Here is a 20,565-nt window from a genome sequence, read left to right as displayed (position 1 = left end):
GCCGGTCAGAACCGGTACATCGCGCTGATCAAGTAATAACGCCCGACCGGATCGTCGTCGACGATGCTGTAGCCGCCGTTGTTGTAGTCGTAGTTGACCGGCTTGCGGTCGTTGAGGTTGCTGACGTTGAGCCCGATCAGCCATTTGTCGAAACCGCCGTAAGCCAGGTCGACGCCGAGCAAGGTCGCGCTGGGCGTGCGGCAGCGGCCGGGCACGCCGCGAATCGTCGGACAGGTTTGTCCGGGCGTGTCGATCCCCACCGTGGCCGGGCCCATGTACCGCACGTTGGCGGTGGCGATCCAATCGCGGTAGGTCCAGCGCACGCTGCCCAGCACGGTCCGGTCGGGGGTGCCGAAGCCGGCGTAATCGCGCTCGATCTCGGCAGGATGGCCGCGCCGCAACAGGCTGTCCATGTAGTGGCCGTTGAGGCGGAAAGTGAAATTGCCCCAGCGTCCGGCGCGCAAGCGGTATTCGGTTTCGAACTCCCAGCCGCGCACCTCGGTGCTGCCGATATTGTCCAGGTAGGTGTTGACGCCGGTCAGGTAGCCATCGGAGTCGCGCACCATCGCTTCGGGATACAACTCCGGCCGCGCGATCGCGCTGATCGCCAGGATTTCGTTGCGGCGGCGGATGCGATAACGGTTGACGCTGGCGGTGAAGGCTTCGCTCGGCGTCCAGCTCAGGCCGATGCTGCGGCTGGTCGAGGTTTCCGGGCGCAGATCGGGATTGACCGTGGCGTGCTGGTCGACCAGGCACGCATTGCCCAGGTCGATCAGACACGGCGCGGTGGCCTCGCCGTTGGGCACCAGGCCCTCGGTACCGATCACCAGCGGGCGGCGCAGTTCGGCCAAGGTCGGCGCGCGATAGCCCTCGCCCACCGAAGCGCGCAGGATCAGCGACTGCCACGGCTGCCAGCGCACCCCGAACATCGGCGAGGCCTGGTTGCCGTAACCGCTGTTGCGGTCCAGGCGCCACGCGGCGTCGATCCACAACTTTTCGTGCAAGGGCAAGTTGACCTCGCCGTAGATCGCCGCGGTGTTGCGGGTGGCCTCGCGTTCGTCCAGTTCCTGCGCCAAGGCCACGTCGCCGCGCACCAACGATTGGTCGGGGCGGTTGCTCAAGCGTTCGCGCCGCGCTTCGGCGCCGACCGCGACCTGCACGTCGCCGGCCGGCAAGGCGAACAACGGGCCTTCCAGGCTGGCGGCGACCGTATCGAGCACCATTTCGCCGCCCATGGTGACCTGCGGCGAAATTTCCTCGATCACCTCGGGGGTGTTTTCTTCGGTCTTGGCGAAGTGGAAGGTCTTGGTCTGCACCGCCTCATCGACGGCGGGCACGCTGATCAAGCCGTCGATGCGGTTGACCACCTTGTTGCGCCGGCGCGACAGGCTGACGTCCCACTCCCACTTGTCCCGATAGCCCTTCAGACCGGCGGTGAAATCGCGGGTGCTGGTGGTGGTGCGGTTGCGCACCGGGCCGACTTCGGAAAACCAGTAGTTCAAATCCAGATACGGCTTGGGCTTGTACGCGTCGGGGTGGTCCTCGGGCAGATTGATCGAGGCGTAGAACGGCGCATTCTGCATTTCCAGGCTGACCCGGGTGGCGCGCAGGTCGGCGTAGAACTCGGTGTTTTCGCCGAGCGGTTGACGGAAGTGGGTGTAGAAAGCGTTGCTGGTGATGCCCGGCTGCAAACTGACGTAGCGCGGAATATCCAGGCTGCAATCGATGCCGGTGGGCGTGGCGTCGCGGCTCTTGCAGCCATTGACTGCGCGAATTCCGCCGGCATCGAAATCCTCGAAACCCGACAGGATGCGTCGGTCGAGCAAGCCGTAACGGCGCTGATCCACCGTGCTCCATTCGCGCTGACTGCCGATCAGCGGATTGCGGGTGAAGTGATCGACGCTGACGAAGATGTTGCCGCCGCCGGGCGTCTGCTCGCCGAAGCTGGCGAACTGGCGTTGCTGTTCGGCGTCGCCGCGTTGCGAGACGCCGAAACTGCCGCCGACTTCGGCGCCGCGGTAGTCCTTCTTGAGAATGATGTTGACCACGCCGGCCATCGCGTCGGCGCCGTAAATCGCCGAGGCGCCGCCGTGAGCGATTTCGATGTGATCGACCATGCTCAACGGAATGCCGTTGAGATCGGTCAGCGCGCCCATGTCGGTGGAGACCAGGCCGTAATTGGCCATGCGCCGGCCGTCGACCAGGAACAAGGTCGCGCGCGGCCCCAACGAGTACAGGCTGGCCGAAGCGGCCGCCGCCGACGGCACCTGACTGGCGCCGCCTTCGGTGGCGACGTTGCGCGGATGGTGGCCGGTCATGCCCGGCATCAGCCGCAGCAGATCGAACAAGGTCTGATGGCCGCTGGCGCGGATCTGTTCCTGGGTGATCAGGGTCAGCGGCAGCGAGGTTTCGAACGCGGCGCGGCCGATCCGGGTGCCGGTGACGTGGATCGTATCGAGCTCGGTGGTGGTCGGCTGCTTGGGCGCGGCCGGCTTGATCGCGACCGGCGCGGCCGGTTTCGGCCGCGGCCGCGGAGCCGGCTGCAGCAAGTAGACATTGGCTTTTACAGCTACCGCGGTGAGGCCGGTGCCGTCGAGCAACTGGGCCAAACCCTCGCGTATGCCGGTGACGCCGTTCAGGCCGGCGGTGCGCCGCCGGGCCACCAGGGCCGGCGAATAGATCAGCTGCAAACGATTACGGGTCGCGAACGCGTTCAGCGCGTCGTCCAACGCGCCGGGCGGAATGTTGTAGCCATCGGCTGGAATGTCGCCCTGAGCGGCCGGTAAAGCCCCGGCAACGGACGAGAACGTCAGCGCGACGGAAACGATGAACGCATGAGAAATCTTGGCCATCCACCAACCGCATCGATCGGACTACAGCTGAACCTGTACGCCCCCTGTGTGTTGGCGTGGCCCAACCATAGCATCGCTACGCCATGCGGGGGGCTCAGCCGGCCTTGCGATGCAAAACGATGTCGCCCTCGGCCCGCTGTTCGGCCTTCAGCGACCAGCCCTGCTCCAGGGCTTCCAGCAGCGCGGCCTGATCGCCGATGTGGAACACGCCGCTGACGGTGATCTTGCCCAGCGCCGGATCGGCCAGGCGCAGCTTGGTCGCCGAATAGCGGTTCATTTCGATCAGCAGCGCGTCCAGGCGCCGGTTCTTGAACACCAGATCGCCGGCCGGCCACGACTGCGCCACGCTCAGGTCCAGCGGCTCGGGCGGGCTCATCCGGCCGCTGTGGTCGTAGCTGATCTGCTGGCCCGGCTGCAGGGTGCTGCCGGCCTGGGCGATGCCGTTGGAGACGATCACCTCGCCTTCGATCAAACCGACGTTGACCGCGCTGTCGTCCTTGCGTACCTGGAAGGTGGTGCCGATGTCGCGGATCAGGCCGGTGCCGGCCTTGACCGAGAACGGACGCCGCGCGTCGGCGGCGACCTTGAACTGGACGCGGCCGCGGTCGACCTCGACCTGACGACGGTCCTGATCGAAACGCGCGACGATCGCCGAATCGGTGTCCAGCAACACTTCGGTGCCGTCGGCCAGACGCAGCGTGCGCTGCTCGCCGACCGCGGTGAGGTAATGCGCTTCGGCGGCCGGTACCGGCGTGCGCAGCCAGTTGACGCCGACCACGGTGGCGACCAACAACGAAGCCGCGGTCGCCGCCGGGATCCACCAGCGCGAACGCGCGCTTTCGCGTCCGGTCGAACGCCAGGCGATGCGCGCGGCGGCTTGCAGCATTTCATCGCCCGACAACTGCGCGGCGGCTTGGTGCGCGCGCTCGGCCTCGACGTAGGCCAGCACGTTCGAAGGCGCCGCGTCGAGCCAGCGATCGAACTCGGCGCGGTCCTGCGGCGTGCATTCGGGCGAATCGAGCAACGCCACCCACGCTTCCGCGCGGCCGTCGCCGGGATCGCCTGTCGCTGTGGTCGATGTGGGTTTTATCGTAGTCATGGTTCTTGCAAGCTCTCGTAGCCGCTTTCCTTCATACGCGCGCGCAACAGCGCGAGCGCCCGGCCTATATTCTTCTCCACCGCCTTTACAGAAATACCGCAGTGACGTGCGATCTGCGTGTAACTCATTCCGTTGATGCGGTTGAGCAGGTAGATCTGCCGACTGCGCATCGGCAATTGCATGATCGCCGCGCGCACCAGCGCCAACTCCTGCTCGGTCGCCACGCGTTGATCGTGGCTGGGTTCTTGCGACGGCAGCGCGTGATAGTCCTCGTCCAGACTCACATGCTCGGGCGCGTGACGGGTTTTCTGGCGCCGACCGCGATCGTTGAGCGCATTGATCGCGATGCGGTACATCAGGATCTTCAGCGCATCGGCCGGCTGGTCGCGATAACGCAGCATGCGCATCATCGTTTCCTGGGCGATGTCCTGCGCGTCCTCGTGCGAGGCGGCGGACTTGCGTAGAAACGCGATCAACGGCTCGCGATGTTCGCGCAGAAAACCGACGAAGTGATCGTCGCCGCCCTGCCGCGTCGTCGCGGGCTGATTAGCCGCTGTGGAATCCTGGCCCACGTCCACCTTCGCCCATGCCCCGGTTACTTGCTTCGATACTAGCCCAGCCGCAACGGGCGGGTGAACGAAACCCAGGCCGCCCTGCGCGGTAACGCCGGGCGTAAAACCCTTGGGGCTCGGATCGGCCTGACTCAGACCGACCAGGAGCTGTGACGTGAAGCGATTCACCAAATCCGAATCCTCCGCTGGCGTGATGAGGCTAGCGGCGACGAGGCGACGTTTACTCCGCACACGAGGCCCGATCTTGGACGCCGGACTCTCGTGCGCGGGTAAAGCGCTGCATCTTCGCTGCCGCTGTCTGGCTGCTGTGGTAGCGACCGCACGTTCCGATGCGCGGACAGGGCCGTGAATGCGGCGGCGCGCGAAACTGTCCAGCCCCCTCGGCAGGACCGTCGAGATTCCCGGGGTGGCCAGAAACCTTCGACCGCGCGGCTCGCAGCTTCGCTGCAACCCTATGCGTTCAAACGCAGCCCCGACGCTCCCCCCTACCCCAACCGTGCGGCGGCGTTGGGTTTTCGCTTAGGCGGTCCGATTCGGGCGACGCGCGGCACAGTTCATACCGAACCGTGCGCGCGTTCGGCGGGGCCGGGATTCAGGCCACGAAGCCGGCGATCACGAACAGCGCCAGCACCGCCAGCCACACCAGCAGGCTGCGCCAGACCAGGCTCATCGCATCGCGCAGCTCCGGCACCTCGCCGCCGACCACCGCCACGCCCTGGCCGGGCAGGCCCGGGGCGGCGACGCCGGATTCGTTGAGGTAGTCGGCGGCCTCTTCGGCCAGCTCGCACTTGACGCTGGCACGGGCGACCGCGCCGAGGAAGCGGTTTTCCAGGGTGAAGCGCGCGCCGCCGGCCTCGCGCCAGGCGCCGAGCACGGTGTCGAAATTGCCGACCAGCGCCAGCGCCAGGGTCAACAACTGCGAGACCGGCCAATCCAGCAGCGCCAGCAAGGTGCGCGCGCCGGCCAGGGTTTCGCCGGACAGCTGCTTGGACGCCTCGCCTTCGGCGGCCAGCGCGACCAGGCGGTAACCCAACGCGCCGATCGGGCCGAGCAGCAAAAACCAGAACAGCACCCCGAACCAGCGCCGCAAGGCGCTGCGGAACACCGCTTCGACCAGCGAGCCGCCGTCCAGCGACGGCGTGGCGCCTTCCGGCCACAGCCGCGCCGCGGCCTCGCGCCGCGATGCGGCGTCGGGCGCGGACGCCAGCGCTTCCACGTCCAGGTCCAGATCACGCGGCCCCCAGGCGTAGAACAGGATGAAAATGGCGAACACCAGCCCGCCCAGCCCGATCAGCGGCTCGGCCAGCGCCAGTTGGAACAGGCCGACCGCCAGCAGCGGCGGCACCAACGCGATCAGCAGACCCCAGCGCCCGCGCCAGAAGCTGCCTTCGGGAAAGCGGCTGTCGATCCAGCGCAGCCAATCGCCGTACCAGCCGTAGTGACGTACCGAGGCGGCCAAGGATTGCGCGAGATGGCCCAGCACCAGTGCGACGACGGCGGCGATCAGCGTGACGGACATCGGGACGACGCTCCTGGCGAGACGGAGAAAAAAGCGCGAGCTGGGCCGATTCTAGCGCGACCGGGTGCAGGCGCGGTCGCGGCGCGGCGACGCCAAGGCGACGTCCGTCGCTTGTGCGTCCGCGCGGGCTCGCACGGCGTGGACAGGCTCGCGCAAGCCGCGGCCAACGCGGAAGCCGCGCGTCCGCGGCGAAAACGATTCGTCCGGCCAGGATCGGCCGCGTATCGCGCGCCCCTCGCGCCCTTGGCTAAATCAACGCCGCGCGCGCGCCTGCGCGGCCACGCGCCAGTGATCGATCAGCCAACGCGAGATCGAGATGCTCGGCGACAGCAACAGGCCGCCGTCGTCGGCGCCGCGTTCGCCGCGCTCGCAGGCGGCGTGGATCTCATCCAGGGTGAACCAGCGCGCGTCTTCGAGTTCGTCGCCGGTCTTGGGTTGGTCGGGTTCGGCCTCGGCGGCGAAACCGAGCATCAACGCGCTCGGAAACGGCCACGGCTGCGAACCCAGATAACGGCAACTGCGCACCCGCACGCCGGTTTCTTCCAGCACTTCGCGGGCGACGGTCTGCTCCAGCGACTCGCCCGGCTCGACGAAACCGGCGATCACCGAGTAACGCCGCGCCGGCCACCCGGCCTGACGGCCGAGCAACAGCCGTTCGCCGTCGCTGACCGCGACGATCACCGCCGGATCGGTGCGCGGGTAGTGTTCGATCCCGCATTGCCCGCAGCGGCCGGTCCAACCGGCGCGGGCGAAGCCGATCTCGCCGCCGCATACGCCGCAGTAGCGGTGGCGGCTGCGCCAGTGCTGCAGCGCGCGCGCCTGGGCGAACACGCTGGCCTGCAGCAACGGCCACTGGCTGGCGGCGCTGCGCAGATCGACCCGGCGCGGGGCGTCGAAGGCGACCAGTTCGGCGTCGATCGCGAACCAGGCCTGGCCGTCCGCGGCCAGACCGAGAAAGATCGAAGCGCCGACTCCGCCCGGGCCCTGGCTGATCTCCACACCGAGCGGCGCGCACAGATCGCCGTTGTCCTCGGCCAGGGCATTGCCCGCGCTGTCGAGCACGATCACCCGCGCGCGCGGCCACAGTTCGGATAAAGCCTCGGACTGGTCGCGCAGATGATCGGCGCGGTCCAGCGCCGCTTGCCACGCCGCGTCGGCCTCGACGAAGGCGAAGGGACGGGCGTTCGCGAGGGCCGCTTCGGCGGTAGTCACACGCCGAACGAGGAGCCGCAGCCGCAGGTGGTCTTGGCGTTAGGGTTGCGGATCACGAACTGCGAGCCGTGCAGGCTTTCGGTGTAATCCACTTCCGCGCCCATCAGGTACTGCAGGCTGAGCGGATCGACCAGCAGGGTCACGCCGTCGGTCTGCACCGCCAGATCGTCCTCGCCCTGCTGCTCGTCGAATTCGAAACCGTACTGGAAGCCCGAACAGCCGCCGCCCTGGATGTAAACGCGCAGCTTGAGCGCATCGTTGCCTTCCTCGGCGATCAACTCGCGCACTTTGCTGGCGGCCGACGAGGTGAACTGCAACGGCCGTTCCAGCGACTGATAGTCCGGCGCGGCATTAAGCGTGGTGATTTCCATGCCGAAAGGATAAGGCCAGCGCGCGCGCATTCAAGCGCGCCAGGCGAACACTGCGATCGGCTGGTGCGATGCGGGCCGGCGCGGCGCCGGTTCGCCCGCATCGGCAAACCGCGCTCAGCGGCCGCCGGCCGCGGGCTCGGCCGGCACCGCGGCGTCGCGGGTGGCCTCGGCCCAGCTGAAGGACTGCTCGACCGCCGCGCCCGATTGCGGGGTCAGCCGCACCGTCACCCGCACCGGGGTCAGGCCGGCGGGCAGGAACACGTCGCCTTCGACCTGCTCGAAGTACTTGAACGAGTACGGCGTGCCCGGCGCCTGCGGCTGCTGGCGCAGGTCGGTCCAGCCGAGTTTTTCCAGCTTGCCGGCGCGGGTGCCCTCCACCGCCAGGGTCAGCCGGCCGGCGCTGACCGCGCCGCGGTTGAGGTTCTGGGTCAGGGTGGTGGTGAAGTGCCAGGCCGACGGCGCGCCGTCCTGGGCCTGCATCTTCAGGGTGTGCACGGTCAGGCCGCGGCGCTGGCCGGTGGCGCCGACCAGGCGCTCGTAGAAGGCGACATCGGCGCGCAGGCCGGCGATTTCCTCATCGCGTTCGGCCAGGGCGCTTTGCAGATCGCGGTTGGCCTGGCGGCTGATCGCATCGGAGCGGCCCAGGGTGGCCACGCGCTGGCGCAGTTGTTCGAGTTCGGCCTGCAGCTGGCGCGGGGTCGCCGCGGCGGTCCCGGCCGCGACCGGCGGCGCCGGTTCATCCGATTCGGTCGCCGAACGCCACACACCCCAGGCGCCGAAGCCCAGGGCCGCGGCCAGCAATACCGCAGCGGGCAGGCGCCAGCGGTGCGCGGAGGCGGCTGGCGCGGGCGAGTCGCGGCCGTCCGGGCCGTGGGCCGGCCGATCCGCGTCCGCGCGTTCGGCCGGGGTGCCGGAGGAAGACGGCGCGGGCTGTGAGGTTTGGTCGCTCATCCGCTCCGTCTATGGGCTCCGGCGGCGCCGCTCAATCCACCCGGGCGTCCGCGGTAATCAGCGCTTCAGGCGCCGGCAACGCCGCCGCCGGCGATTCGGCGTGGATCAGGCGTCCGGTGAGCATCGACCCGGCCGTCATCTCGACCACCTTGTAGTGCACATTACCTTGAACCCGGGCCTTGGCGGCGAGTTCGATCCGCTCGCTGGCGTAGACATCGCCGTTGAGCTCGCCGTTGATGACCACCACCGGCGCGCGCACCTCGCCCTCGATGCTGCCGTTCTCGGCCAGGGTCAGGCTGGCCGGCTGACCGTCCTGGGCCACCAGCTTGCCGATCACCCGGCCTTCGATATACAGCCCGCCGCTGAAGTGCAGGTCGCCGCGGATCACCACCTGCGGGCCGATCATGGTGTCGACCTGGCCTTCGCGGATCTGGGTCGGTTTGCTGTTGGTCTTGAACATCGCTTTAGGTTTCCCCGGTTACGGTGACGCCGCTCTTCCAGGCGAACTGCTGATCGATCGAGCCGGTGGCCCCGCGCAAGGACACGCGCACCCGTTGCGGGGTGAAACCGTCCGGCAACATCACGCTGCCGACTAGCTCTTGGAAGTAGCGGAAGGAATAGTCCTGGGCGGGCGCCTGGGACTTCTGATGCAACTCGTTCCAACTGATCGCGGCCAGCTTGCCGCCGCGAACCCCCTCGACCTGGAACTGCAGCCCCCCGCTGCTGACCGCGCCGCGATTGAGATTCTGAGTCAGGTAGATCTGATAACGCCAGGTGCCGCCGGCCTCGGGCTTGAACTCCACCGAGTGCACGTTCAGACCCTTGGCCGGCGCGGTGGCGCCGACCAGGCGTTCGTAGAAGGCTACGTCCGCGCGCAGATCGGAGATTTCGTCCTCGCGCTCGGCCAGGGCCGCCTGCACCTGCTTGTTGGCGCTGCGGCTGATCTGGTCGGAGCGTTGCAGGGTGGATTCGCGTTGGGACAGGCGGTCGAGCTGCTGCTGGCGCAGTTTCAGCTCGCGCTGGGTGGCCTCCAGCTCGGCGGTCAGCCGCGGCAGCTTGGGCGCGGCCAGCGACTGCGACCAGAACCAGGCCGCCAGCAGCGAGGCTACCCACGCCGCGGCCACGGCCGACCAGATATAAGGGCGCTTGTCCGGCTGCTGCTGGACGATGACGAAACGCGGCGGCGGGGTCTTGGTCATACGAACGACGACGGCTCACACCGCCGGCTTTACCTATACTCAACCCTAAATCTTAACGGGAACGCCACGATGTCCGATGCGCACCTGTTCGCAGTTGGCGTAGTTCTGGCCTGGTTGTCGGGGGTGCGGGTCTATCTGACCGTATTCGGGGTCGGCCTGGCCGGCATGCTGGGCTGGCTGGAGCTGCCGCAAGCGCTGCAGGCGACCCAGTCGCCGTGGGTGCTGGGCGTGTGCGGCCTGCTGACCGTGGGCGAGTTCTTCGCCGACAAGATTCCCGGCGTGGATTCGGGCTGGGACTTGCTGCATACCCTGCTGCGGGTGCCGGTCGGCGCGTTTCTTGCGGCCGCGACCATGTCGCCCGACGGCCAACTCGGCGCCGGCGCGCTCGCCGCCGGTGCCGGCGTCGCGCTGACCAGTCATGTATTGAAGTCGGGCACGCGCGCGCTGCTCAACACCTCGCCCGAGCCGGTCACCAACTGGACCGCGTCGGTGGCCGAGGACACCGCGGTGGTCGGGCTGCTGGCATTGGTGTTCGCCTATCCGTGGGTCACCTTGGGCGTGGTGATCGCGATCAGCGTGTTGATCGCGGCGGCGTTGTGGTGGATCTGGCGCAAGTTGTTCCGGCGCAAGCCGAAGGTGCAGGCCTCGGCCTCGGGCTGATTCGGGGCGCGTGCCCGCAGCCCCGGGGCTGCGCGGCGAACGGCAAGTTCGCGGTCGCGGCTTGCGCCGCTCCTACAGGGGGCTTCGGATCGATCTGGGCTACCTGTACGACCACGCCACCTCGCTCACGACGCAAACCACGATGGGCGACGCGGCCAACGCCCGACCATGGCTACCCAATGCCGCCCTGCGATCGCCCAACAAAAAAAGCCGCCGGCTCATCGCCTGCGGCTTTTTTCCTTGCGCGTTTCGCGGGTCTTGGCGGGCTGGCTTCGTATCGACGTCGCTGGCTGGCTGAACCGTTGAAACCTCACGCAAGCCGCGGGCGATCGGCCCGCGCGCTTTCGTTCCGATGCGACCGGCTTATTCGCCTTCGATCTTGGTCAGCAGATAGTTCTGCTCGCCCAGGCGATCGATCAACGCGAGCTGGGTTTCGATCCAGTCCACGTGCTCCTCTTCCGAATCGAGGATGTCGGCGAACAACTTGCGGCTGACGTAGTCGCTGACGGTTTCGCAGTACTTGATCGCTTCGCGCAGCAGCGGAATGGCTTCCAGCTCCAGCGCCAGATCGCAGGCCAGCAACTCGCGCGGGTTTTCGCCGATGCGCAATTTGCCCAAGGCCTGGAAGTTCGGCAAGCCGTCGAGGAACAGGATGCGGTCCGACAGCTTGTCGGCGTGCTTCATCTCGTCGATCGACTCGTGGTACTCGTGCTCGGCCAGTTCCTTCAGGCCCCAGTTCTTCAGCATCTTGGCGTGCAGGAAGTACTGGTTGATCGCGGTCAGCTCATTGAAGAGCGCCTTGTTGAGGTATTCGATGACCTTGGGGTCGCCTTTCATGGCCGGGCTCCGACGTTGCAATGGCCGGCACTGTAGCCCTTTCGAAAAAGCTATGACGAAACGCGAATCGTGCGCAACGGAGGTCGAGAATCGTTGCCATCGCCGCGCGCGGGCCGCGCATGCGAAAACCGCCCGGAGACGGGCGGTTCGGCGGAATCGACGGGTAGCGCGGCAAGCTGCCGCGGGCCGGGTCAGGCGGCTTGCTGCATCACCGCCAACGGCAGATCGCGCACGTTGCGGGCCTGATCCAGCAGCGAGCCGGCCAACTCCAGGCAACTGCCGCAATTGGCGCCGGCGCCGGTACGCATGGTCAGCTCGGGCACGCTGCGGCAACCGGCCTCGGCGGCCTGGCGGATATCGCGGTCGGTGACTCCGTTGCAGATGCAGACGTACACGGTGCGGGTCTTCGGGCATGCAGCCGGCTGGCTGCGGAACCCATTCCGCCACGGATGCGAATGATTGTCAATTAACCGGGAGCGAATAGCTGCCGGGAGCCTGAACGCCCCCCGCCTGCCCCGCCTCAGCCGCCGGACTCGGAGCCGCCGCCGCGGACGGGGCCGCCCGGCCCGCATGAGCGTGCGCGCGGCCGCTGATGGGCGTGCGCGGCCAGTTGCGGGTCGCGCTGGCGGGTGTCCGGGCCAGGCGTGGGCACCGCCTGCGAGCCGGCTACGTGTCGGGCGAACGGCGCCAGATGGCGCAGCGCGCTGGCGTAGACGCCGCGCTTGAAGATCACCACGTGCTCGACCGGGTACCAGAAATCGACCCAGCGCCAGTGATCGAACTCAGGCTTGTCGGTCAGGTCCAGGCGCAGATCGGACTCCTGCCCGGTCAGCCGCAGCAGGAACCACACTTGTTTCTGGCCGATGCAGACCAGACGGTCGTTGCGGCGCACCGCCCGCGGCGGCAAGCGGTAGCGCAACCAACCCGGGGTCGCGCCCAACACCTCGACATGCTGCGGCAGCAGGCCGGTTTCCTCGCGCAGCTCGCGGTACATCGCCTCGAGCGGCGTCTCATCGGTGTTCATCCCGCCTTGCGGGAACTGCCAGCCGTCGCGATGCACGCGGCGCGCCCAGAACAGGCGCCCATCCGGGTGCATCAGGACGATGCCTACATTGGGCCTATAGCCGTCCGGATCGATCACGATGCGGACTCCAAATTCACTGTCTCCGACTCTGCCACGGGGTGGCGCAGACGACAAGTCGGGCAAAGCGGACCGGAAGGATTGACAAGCGGGCCCGCGACATGAAGAATTCGCGGTTCCCCGTGGCTATGTAGCTCAGCCGGTTAGAGCACAGCACTCATAATGCTGGGGTCGGTGGTTCGAGTCCACCCATAGCCACCATTCGCATCAGCGCAGCACCACCGGGCCCGCCAGCGCAGCGGGCTTTTTCGTATCCGGCCTTCGTCGCACGCTCGCTTCGCGCGCCCTGGCCGCAGGCAACGTCTCCGCTCCCACGCGCCGACCGTCCGCCGGCCAGCGCCCGCATCGCTCCATCGGCCGCCGCCATGACCTCCGTCGACATCTTCAAGATCTTCACCCTGGAAGCCGCGCACCGTTTGCCCAACGTGCCCGAAGGCCACAAGTGCGCGCGTTTGCACGGCCATTCGTTCCGGATCGAAGTGCACCTGCGCGGCGAGTTGGGCGAACACAGCGGCTGGGTGATGGACTACGCCGACGTCAAAAAGGCGTTCCAGCCGATCTACGACCGGCTCGATCACCACTATCTCAACGACATCGAAGGTCTCGACAACCCGACCAGCGAACGGCTGGCGGTGTGGATCTGGGATCAGCTCAAGCCGGTGCTGCCGCTGCTGAGCGAGATCGTGGTGCACGAGACCTGCACCGCGGGTTGCCGTTACCGCGGCTGATCGCTGCGCCGGGCACCGGCGATCCGCCCGGCGCCGTTCCAGCGAAGCCGTTGCGATCGTCGGCGCCGCGTCCGCGTCTGGCCCGCCCGCGCCCGTTTTCGCGAAAGCCGCACAGCGATAACGCGCACGCCGGCCGCAATCGGCGCGCGGTCATTCGCCCGCCTTGGTTCCGACACATCCGGCCGCCACGCTCGGCCCAAGCGGCCGTCCGCGCCGCGCAAACGCGGCCCCGGCCGCGCTTTGCCCAATGCGCCGCTTCGCCCGCAACTAGCTGAATAGGCAGGTTTTCTGAACCGTTCACGACCGCTGGTCGGCCCGATGTTGCATCGCAACAAAAGGCCGCCTATGCTGCATCGCACAATTCAGTCGTTCTCCGTCTGAACCTCTCCAGGAGCTAAGCCATGTACCAGCAATTCAACGAACAGTTCGCCGCCGCTACGCGCCAGTTCGCGGACACGGCCGCTCAGGTCAACCGTCTGGCCCTCGACAACGCCGAGGCCGTGTTCGGTCTGCAGATCGCCGCGATCGAAGACCGCGTCAACGCGACCTTCGCTTTCTTCGGCGAAGCCGCTGAAGCCCGCGACGCCGATGCGTTCAAGACCCTGTGGCCGAAGGGCGTGCAGATCGCTCGCGAGAACATCGAGCGCGCCGTCAGCACCGGTCAGGAAGCGTTCGGCCGCACCTTGAAGGCCAACGAAGCCATCGCCGAGCTGGCCAAGTCGCAGATCGAAAGCGCTGCCAAGGCCACTCAGGCCAACGTCGAGAAGGCCACCAAGGCCGCGACCAAGGCTGCCGCTCCGGCCGCCAAGTAAGTATTCGCCGCCCGCCGACTCTCTCCCGGCGGTCTGATGCGATTAAGAACCCGGCAGCGCGAGCTGTCGGGTTTTTTCTTGGGCTATTGTTGGGACTAGAGCGGCGGCCTTGCCCTCACCCCAACCCTCTCCTGCAAGCGGGAGAGGGAGTCAGGCAGTCCCCTCTCCTGCTTGGCGGGAGAGGGCTAGGGCGCGGGCCGCTCTTAGCGCCAGACGTCCCTTCAGAAAACAGGCTTGACTCTGGCCGCCAACGCCGCCGGATCCGGTTGCTCCGCATACGGCAAACGCCCCCAGCACGGCACCGGCAAACGCTTGCGCAGAATCTCGAAGTTCTCATCGCTGCGCTCCATGTGCGGATCGATGCCGTTGGCGATCCAACCGACCAACTCGGCGCCGTCGGCCTGGATCGCGCGCACGCTTAGCCGGGCGTGATTGATCGCGCCCAGGCGCAAGCCGACCACCAACACCACCGGCAAGCGCAGCGCGCGGACCAGATCGATCTGATCCAGCCCCGCGCTGATCGGCGCGGCCCAACCGCCGACGCCTTCGACCACCACCGTTTCGGCCAGCGCGGCCAGGCGCGCGTGCGCTTGCACGATGATGTCGAGCGAGATCTCCACGCCGGCTTCGGCCGCGGCGATTTCCGGCGCCAACGGTTGCGGCAAGGCGTAGGGATTGACGTCCTGGTAGCGCGGCGTCGGCGAACTGGCCGCCTGCAACAGCAACGCGTCCTCGTTGCGCCAGCCCTCATCGCTGGCCTGGCAACCGCTGGCGACCGGCTTCATCCCCACCGCGCGCGTGCCGCCGGCGCGCAAGGCGTGCAGCAGGCAGGCGCTGGCGATGGATTTGCCGATACCGGTGTCGGTGCCGGTGACGAACAGGCCGCGCGGGAGCGGTTGAGACGGGGACATAGGCAGGATTCGCTGAGAGGGCGGCGGGAACCGGCGGCGCGTGTGACTGACCTCGCGCTTTTCGGCGCCGCCGACCGGCCATGGTAGTCGCGGCGAGCGCCGCTGCTACACTCCGAAGATGTTTACAGCCTCCACACTTTCGGGCGGTAAGTCCGAGCAGTACGCCCAATTGGTCGAGCAAGCGCGCGCGCTGCTGGACGGTGAGAGCGACCGCATCGCCAACGCCGCCAACCTGTCGGCGCTGGTCAATCAGTCCCTGCCCGAGCTCAACTGGGTCGGTTTTTATTTCTACGACGGCCGCGAACTGGTGGTCGGTCCGTTCCAGGGCCTGCCGGCCTGCGTGCGCATTCCGCTGGACAAGGGCGTGTGCGGCGCGGCGGCGAGCAGCCGCCAGACCCAGCGCGTGGCCGACGTGCACGAGTTCCCCGGCCACATCGCCTGCGACGCGGCATCGCGTTCGGAAGTGGTGGTGCCGTTGCTGCGCGACGGCCAGTTGCTCGGCGTGTTCGATCTGGACAGCCCGGTGCCGTCGCGTTTCGACGCCGACGATCAGGCCGGGCTGGAAGCGCTGGCGCGGGTGTATGTGGAGTCGCTGGCATGAGCGCGCCGAAGATGCGCAACATCGGCCCCAAGAGCGCGGCCTGGCTGCGCCAGGTCGGGCTGCGCACGCACGAGGACATCGCCGCGGTCGGCACGGTCGAGGCGTTCATGCGGGTCAAGCGCGCCGGCTTCAAGCCGACCTTGAACCTGCTCTACGCGATCGAAGGCGCGCTGCTGGACTGCCACTGGCAGGAGATCAGCGATGAGCGCCGGCAGGAGCTGATCCTGGCCGCCGACGCCGCCACCGCGCTGTTGCCGGCGCCGCGCAACAAGCCGGCGGCCGCGCCGGTGCGCACTACGGTGCATGCGCAGGAAGAGCGGTTCGATGAGCCGGGTGGGTTCGGTGGCGGGTTCGGTCGCGACGACGAGGATCGTGGCGATGAAGGCGATGGTCCGTCGGACGACGATGGGCGCGACGAGCACAGCGACGATGATCGCAACGATTGAAGTAGTGGGGCTGCGCTGCGAGTCCGCCGGCCCTCATCCGCCCTTTCGGGGCACCTTCTCAGCCTTGCACACCCTTCGGGCGCCGCAAGCGGGAAAAGGGCTCGATCCCTCGCCCCTGCGCTCTAAGCCCCTCTCCCGCTTGTGGGGTGAGGGGTCGCGCTTACGAGCCATTGGCTCGCGCGACACCGAACGCCCGAACGCTATGCGTTCGGGCCGGGGCGTGGGTTGGGGTGAAGGCCGCCAGGCGCCCCGCCCCCACATCGCGTACACTGCGCCCCGCTTCGAGGTGACCCCACGGCCCAGCCGCCGGGGTTGAAACGGGAAGCCGGTGACGCGCCAAGGTCCGGTCGGACACTCCGACCCGCCCCGCCCATTCCGGCACTGCCCCCGCAACGGTAAGCAAGTCAGGTCGCGGCCACCGCCACTGTGCTCAGTCACGGGAAGGCGCCGCGCCCGGGAATCGGCCCGCGCCGTTCCGCTTGCGAGTCCGGAGACCGGCCTCGACGCGCCACAGGTTGCGATGCGGAGGGCATTGCGGCGGCTACAGCGCCTTCGCGCGCTGCCTTGCCTGCCCGCACGTCCCTTCCCCGCCGCCGCCCATTAGCCGTTTTCGTCGCGCGCTGGATCGCGCGTGCGCTGGAGTCCCCACATGCGTTGCCTGAACCTGTCCCTCGCCATCGCCTGCGCGCTCGCGCTGCCGGCCACCGCCGTCGCCGCGCCCGCCGGCGCGCCCACCGACCTGGATCAGGTCGTGGTCACCGCCAACCGCACCGCGGTCAGCGTCAACGATCTGCTGACCCCGGTCGAAGTGCTGGACCGCGCCGACATCGAGCGCAGCCAGGCGCGCGATCTCAACGACCTGCTGCGCGGCCGCGCCGGCATCACCCTGGCCAACCAGGGCGGCCAGGGCAAGTTGACCACGCTGTTCCTGCGCGGCAGCGAATCCGACCACGTGCTGGTGCTGGTCGACGGCATCCGCATCGGTTCGCCGACCTCGGGTCTGGCCGCGCTGCAGGATCTGCCGCTGGAACTGATCGACCGGATCGAAATCGTGCGCGGCCCGCGTTCGAGCCTGTACGGCGCCGACGCCATCGGCGGCGTGATCCAGGTGTTCACCCGTCGCGAGCAGCAGGGCTTCGCCCCGCGCGTGCACGCCGGCGGCGGCAGCAACGGCACGGTCGAGTTCGGCAGCGGCTTCGGCGGCCGCAGCGGCGGCAACTGGTTCGGCGCCGACTACAGCTTCCGCAAGACCCAGGGCATCAACGCTTGCCGCGGCGCCGGTTTCCCGGTGTTCGCCGGCTGCTTCACCACCGAGCCCGATCGCGACGGCTACGAAAGCCACGCGCTGTCGCTGCGCGGCGGCGTCGAGTTCAACGAGCAGTGGAGCATCGAAGGTCAGGCGCTGCGCGCGGAAGGCCAGAACTCCTACGACGGCGACTTCGGCAACTACTCCGAAACGGTCCAGCAAGTGATCGGCGGCAAGCTCGATTGGCGTCCGTCGGAGGCGGTGCATGTGCAGCTGAGCGCCGGCCGCAATGTGGACTCCTCGCAGAACTACGACCTCAAGGGCACGGCCGTCGGGCCGGCCGGGATTTCTCCGAAGCAGCGCATCGGCTTCTTCGATACCGATCGCGATAGCGCGACCTTGCAGGCCGATTTCAACCTCTTCGAAGGCCACGTGTTGACCGCCGGCTTCGATTGGCTGCGCGACCGCGTCGACAGCAACACCACTTACGACGAAATCGAACGCGACAACAAGGCCGGTTTCGTCCAGTACCAGGGCCGCTTCGGCAACCAGTCGTTCGAAGCCAGCGTGCGCCGCGACGACAACGAGCAGTTCGGCGGCCACACCACCGGCGGCGCCGCGTGGGGCCTGAACTTCGCCGAGAACTGGCGCGTCACCGTGGGTTACGGCACCGCGTTCAAGGCGCCGACCTTCAACGAGCTGTACTACCCGTTCTTCGGCAACGCCCAGCTCAAGCCGGAAGAATCCAAGACCTGGGAAATCGGCCTGGCCTACCGCGGCGACAACTTCAATGCGCGCATCGACGGTTTCGACACCCGCGTGGATGAGCTGATCACCTTCGACTCGGCGATCAACCTGCCCAACAACATCGAACGCGCGCGCATGCGCGGCGCCGAGATCGGTATCGACACCACCTTCGCCGAGTGGACCCTGGCGGCGAGCGCGAGCTGGCTGGACACCGAGAACCGCGTCGGCTTCGCCCGCGGCAACGACCTGCCGCGCCGCGCCAAGCACAGCGCCCGCATCGACCTGGACCGCGCCTTCGGCAAGTTCCGCGTCGGCGCCACCGCGGTCGGCTACGGCTCGCGTTACGACGATGTCGCCAACAGCGTCCGCGTCGGCGGCTACGGCACCCTGGATCTGCGCGCCGAATACGCCTTTACCGATGCGCTGAGCCTGCAGGCGCGGGTGGCCAATGTGTTCGACCGCGAGTACGAAACCGTGTCGTACTACAACCAGCCCGGCCGCGAGTGGTTCGTGACCTTGCGTTACGCGCCCAAGCCCTGATTCGGCGGCGAGCGTTCAAGCAAAAGCCCGGCTTAGGCCGGGCTTTTTTTTCGAAGATCGTTGTGCAGGAACTGCGATCGCACCGGCGCGGTAGCTTCATTGGCGCGGTCGCGGCTCGCGCCGCTCCTACAGGTAGGCCATGTGCCTATTTCGTGATTTTGCCCGCAGCCCTGTAGGAGCTGCGCGAGCTGCGACCGCGAATCGACAACGATCGCGCAAGTCACGCCACCGCCGCGTTCGACCACCAGCCCTTACCGCCAAGCCCACGCACGCAACCGCGCCAGTTCCGGCGAACGCCAAACCGCCACGCCGTAGGGACTGGAACACAAGCGATGCTCCGGGTTCGCGACGCGGCTTTGCGCATCCGCGCCCCAAGCCGTCGACGCGACCCGCGCGTGCAACTCGGCCAATCCCTGCGCGCCGCATTGCGCCGCGTGTTCCAACGCCAGCACGAACTCCGCCGGTTCGGGATAGAACGGCGACAGGCTGCTCGCACGCAGTTCGTCGTCACCGGCCCAACGCAGGGCCGCATCGAGCATCGCCGTAGCTTCGGCGACGCCGGGCAGGTGCGACAGATCGATCGAGGCGAGAAAGGCCAGAACATTGGCGGTGGCGGTGCAATCGACCAGATCGAACAGCGCGCCTTCGCGGCTCCAGGTGGCGAAGGTGCCGATCCGCAGCCACGGCGGATGCAGCATCGGCAGACGCGCGATGCGCCGGCGCGCGATGGTCATGCAAGCGGTGCGGCGCGCGTCGGCCAGGTCGATGCGGCCGGCACGCAGCAGTTCCAAGGCCATGATCGCGGTGTCGTCGACGTCGTCGGGCAAGTCCGGCGCCCAATCGGGTCGCGCGTCTTCGGGCCAGAAGCGGAAACCGCCTCGCGCGGAGCGGCAGGTCTGCAAGGCATCGAGCATCGCGCCCGGCACCGCCAGTCCGCGTTGGCGCAATGTGCGCACCGCCAGCGCGGTGACGAAACCGTTGCGGTCGCGGTGGCGGGCGCCACCCTGGCTCACCTGGCTTTCGAGCAGGTACGCGCGACCTGCATCGACGCGCGGTCTTGTCTCGGCGATGGCATCGTTCGCGCAAGCCAAGTCGATACGAGCGCCACGGCAAGCACCGCCGGCCGCACTCGGATCGACACGGCGCATCCGCTGCGCCCTGCCGCTCATGTCGGCCGCACGCCGCATTGCACCCAGGCATTGCCGGCGATGTCCGCGCCGACGCCGACCATGCCGTGACGCCAGCGCCCATCGTCCGGTCCGCTCGCCAATGCCTCGTACACCTGCGCCGACGCGCCCTCGCCCAGCCCGCGCAGGCGCGCGCTCACTTGCGCGTCGTCGCGGAAGATCGCCTTGGCGAAGGTGAACCAGGTCAATGCGCGCACCTGGCCGTCGGCCGACAGCGCCAGACTGATGCCGGAAGGACGCGGCAGATCGTCCGCCGGCAACACCTGCATCAAGCGCCGCGACATCGGCTCGGCATCGCCGAGGGTGGCGCGCGCCAAGCCGCGCAGGCCGTTCAAATCCAACTCGTTGGCGCGCGCGTAGCACTCCACGCTGCCGTCGGGATTGACCCCACACATGCGCCAGAACATCAACGCCGAATCCAGCGCCGGGTGCGCCTGCCGCCAACGCTCCGGCAAGCGCCCTTCCGGCAGATCGACATACAACTTGCTGGCCAATCCGTCGCCATGCCGCGCCGATGCCCAGGCGCCGAATTTCAACCGGCCTTGGCGTTGATGGGCGAACCATTCGCTCAGATCGCCGCGCCAATCCAGGGCTTGCGCGGCCTGCGCCAAACGCTCGTGCTCGGCGACTTCCGGCGCGGCCACTTCGGCGGTCCAGCGCACCGCGGCTTCGCGCGAAGTCCAGGCGAACTCCACCGGCAAACCGGTGTTGGTCAGGCGGCTGAAACTCCATGCGACCTCCGGCCAACACGAGCCGTGCAGCGGCGCCAGCACCCGGCCGAGCATGGTTTGCGCGGCGTCGGCCTGCGCGGGCAGGACCGCGCGCAGGCGTTGCAAGGTGGCGGCGACCGGCGCGGCCAGATCGGCCGCGCCGTGGCGCATGTCGTGCATTCGGGCTGCAAGGTCGGCGTGCGGGCTCATCGGCTGGCCTGTTC

At 68.0% G+C, this 20,565-nt stretch carries 20 protein-coding genes, 1 tRNA gene, 1 pseudogene and 1 riboswitch; of the genes and pseudogenes, 7 read left to right on the top strand and 15 right to left on the bottom strand.

Annotated features, from left to right (window positions below):
- Positions 1-5: 5 nt before the first annotated feature.
- The 9 genes from V7787_RS17905 to V7787_RS17865 form a co-directional block, all read right to left on the bottom strand.
- The gene (locus tag V7787_RS17905; protein ID WP_336088865.1) at positions 6-2,852 is read right to left on the bottom strand and encodes a TonB-dependent receptor; all 2,847 of its coding nucleotides are present in this window, start codon (positions 2,850-2,852) and stop codon (positions 6-8) included.
- A 94-nt stretch (positions 2,853-2,946) separates the two neighbouring features.
- Positions 2,947-3,951 carry a FecR family protein gene (locus V7787_RS17900; RefSeq protein WP_336088864.1) on the bottom strand — a complete coding sequence of 335 codons (1,005 nt, stop codon included), beginning with the start codon at positions 3,949-3,951 and terminating at the stop codon, positions 2,947-2,949.
- The gene (locus V7787_RS17895; protein WP_336088863.1) at positions 3,948-4,691 is read right to left on the bottom strand and encodes an RNA polymerase sigma factor; all 744 of its coding nucleotides are present in this window, start codon (positions 4,689-4,691) and stop codon (positions 3,948-3,950) included. Before V7787_RS17895 ends, V7787_RS17900 begins: the two co-directional genes overlap by 4 nt.
- A gap of 424 nt (positions 4,692-5,115) precedes the next feature.
- The gene (locus tag V7787_RS17890; protein WP_336088862.1) at positions 5,116-6,042 is read right to left on the bottom strand and encodes a hypothetical protein; all 927 of its coding nucleotides are present in this window, start codon (positions 6,040-6,042) and stop codon (positions 5,116-5,118) included.
- Between the two features lie 252 nt (positions 6,043-6,294).
- Positions 6,295-7,254, bottom strand: coding sequence for an NAD(+) diphosphatase (gene nudC, locus V7787_RS17885; protein WP_336088861.1), 960 nt, complete (start codon positions 7,252-7,254; stop codon positions 6,295-6,297).
- On the bottom strand, positions 7,251-7,625 hold the full coding sequence (gene erpA, locus V7787_RS17880) for an iron-sulfur cluster insertion protein ErpA (protein WP_336088925.1): 375 nt from the start codon (positions 7,623-7,625) through the stop codon (positions 7,251-7,253). The genes nudC and erpA overlap by 4 nt, the downstream gene beginning before the upstream one ends.
- Before the next feature lie 114 nt (positions 7,626-7,739).
- Positions 7,740-8,576 carry a DUF6776 family protein gene (locus tag V7787_RS17875; RefSeq protein ID WP_336088860.1) on the bottom strand — a complete coding sequence of 279 codons (837 nt, stop codon included), beginning with the start codon at positions 8,574-8,576 and terminating at the stop codon, positions 7,740-7,742.
- 31 nt (positions 8,577-8,607) lie between these two features.
- Entirely contained in the window at positions 8,608-9,036 is a 429-nt protein-coding gene (locus V7787_RS17870; protein WP_336088859.1) for a bactofilin family protein, read from the bottom strand.
- Between the two features lie 4 nt (positions 9,037-9,040).
- Entirely contained in the window at positions 9,041-9,775 is a 735-nt protein-coding gene (locus tag V7787_RS17865; protein WP_336088858.1) for a DUF6776 family protein, read from the bottom strand.
- Positions 9,776-9,844: 69 nt separating this feature from the next.
- On the opposite strand from V7787_RS17865, the gene V7787_RS17860 reads away from it, so the two are divergent.
- Entirely contained in the window at positions 9,845-10,435 is a 591-nt protein-coding gene (locus V7787_RS17860) for a DUF4126 domain-containing protein (RefSeq protein ID WP_336088857.1), read from the top strand.
- A gap of 363 nt (positions 10,436-10,798) precedes the next feature.
- On the opposite strand, the gene bfr is transcribed toward V7787_RS17860, so the two are convergent.
- From bfr to V7787_RS17845, 3 genes and pseudogenes are all read right to left on the bottom strand, one after another.
- Positions 10,799-11,272 carry a bacterioferritin gene (bfr, locus tag V7787_RS17855; RefSeq protein ID WP_336088856.1) on the bottom strand — a complete coding sequence of 158 codons (474 nt, stop codon included), beginning with the start codon at positions 11,270-11,272 and terminating at the stop codon, positions 10,799-10,801.
- Between the two features lie 191 nt (positions 11,273-11,463).
- Entirely contained in the window at positions 11,464-11,667 is a 204-nt protein-coding gene (locus tag V7787_RS17850; protein WP_336088855.1) for a (2Fe-2S)-binding protein, read from the bottom strand.
- Positions 11,668-11,954: 287 nt separating this feature from the next.
- Positions 11,955-12,413, bottom strand: a pseudogene (locus tag V7787_RS17845) (RNA pyrophosphohydrolase); the annotation flags it as partial.
- Positions 12,414-12,537: 124 nt separating this feature from the next.
- Between V7787_RS17845 and V7787_RS17840 the strand changes: the two are divergent.
- The 3 genes from V7787_RS17840 (at position 12,538) to V7787_RS17830 (ending at position 13,953) form a co-directional block, all read left to right on the top strand.
- Positions 12,538-12,614 (top strand) — tRNA-Met (locus V7787_RS17840).
- A gap of 164 nt (positions 12,615-12,778) precedes the next feature.
- Positions 12,779-13,141 carry a 6-carboxytetrahydropterin synthase QueD gene (queD, locus tag V7787_RS17835; protein WP_336088854.1) on the top strand — a complete coding sequence of 121 codons (363 nt, stop codon included), beginning with the start codon at positions 12,779-12,781 and terminating at the stop codon, positions 13,139-13,141.
- A 401-nt stretch (positions 13,142-13,542) separates the two neighbouring features.
- Positions 13,543-13,953 (top strand): phasin family protein, encoded by a 411-nt coding sequence (locus V7787_RS17830; protein WP_336088853.1) that lies wholly within the window; start codon positions 13,543-13,545, stop codon positions 13,951-13,953.
- 221 nt (positions 13,954-14,174) lie between these two features.
- On the opposite strand, the gene bioD is transcribed toward V7787_RS17830, so the two are convergent.
- A complete protein-coding gene (bioD, locus tag V7787_RS17825) occupies positions 14,175-14,864 on the bottom strand; it encodes a dethiobiotin synthase (protein ID WP_336088852.1) in 690 nt (229 codons plus the stop codon).
- Positions 14,865-14,982: 118 nt separating this feature from the next.
- On the opposite strand from bioD, the gene V7787_RS17820 reads away from it, so the two are divergent.
- From V7787_RS17820 to btuB, 3 genes are all read left to right on the top strand, one after another.
- The gene (locus V7787_RS17820; protein WP_336088851.1) at positions 14,983-15,465 is read left to right on the top strand and encodes a GAF domain-containing protein; all 483 of its coding nucleotides are present in this window, start codon (positions 14,983-14,985) and stop codon (positions 15,463-15,465) included.
- Positions 15,462-15,911 carry a TfoX/Sxy family protein gene (locus tag V7787_RS17815; RefSeq protein ID WP_336088850.1) on the top strand — a complete coding sequence of 150 codons (450 nt, stop codon included), beginning with the start codon at positions 15,462-15,464 and terminating at the stop codon, positions 15,909-15,911. The genes V7787_RS17820 and V7787_RS17815 overlap by 4 nt, the downstream gene beginning before the upstream one ends.
- 267 nt (positions 15,912-16,178) lie before the next feature.
- Positions 16,179-16,428: riboswitch (cobalamin riboswitch) on the top strand.
- 132 nt (positions 16,429-16,560) lie between these two features.
- The gene (gene btuB / locus V7787_RS17810) at positions 16,561-18,444 is read left to right on the top strand and encodes a TonB-dependent vitamin B12 receptor (RefSeq protein ID WP_336088849.1); all 1,884 of its coding nucleotides are present in this window, start codon (positions 16,561-16,563) and stop codon (positions 18,442-18,444) included.
- Between the two features lie 251 nt (positions 18,445-18,695).
- Here btuB and V7787_RS17805 read toward each other — a convergent pair whose 3' ends face one another.
- The gene (locus V7787_RS17805) at positions 18,696-19,592 is read right to left on the bottom strand and encodes a hypothetical protein (RefSeq protein WP_336088848.1); all 897 of its coding nucleotides are present in this window, start codon (positions 19,590-19,592) and stop codon (positions 18,696-18,698) included.
- 17 nt (positions 19,593-19,609) lie between these two features.
- The gene (locus tag V7787_RS17800; RefSeq protein WP_336088847.1) at positions 19,610-20,551 is read right to left on the bottom strand and encodes a hypothetical protein; all 942 of its coding nucleotides are present in this window, start codon (positions 20,549-20,551) and stop codon (positions 19,610-19,612) included.
- Positions 20,552-20,565: the final 14 nt, after the last annotated feature.

The sequence above is a fragment of the Pseudomonas sp. CGJS7 genome (assembly GCF_036961695.1).
This window is presented reverse-complemented; position numbering and strand designations above follow the sequence as displayed.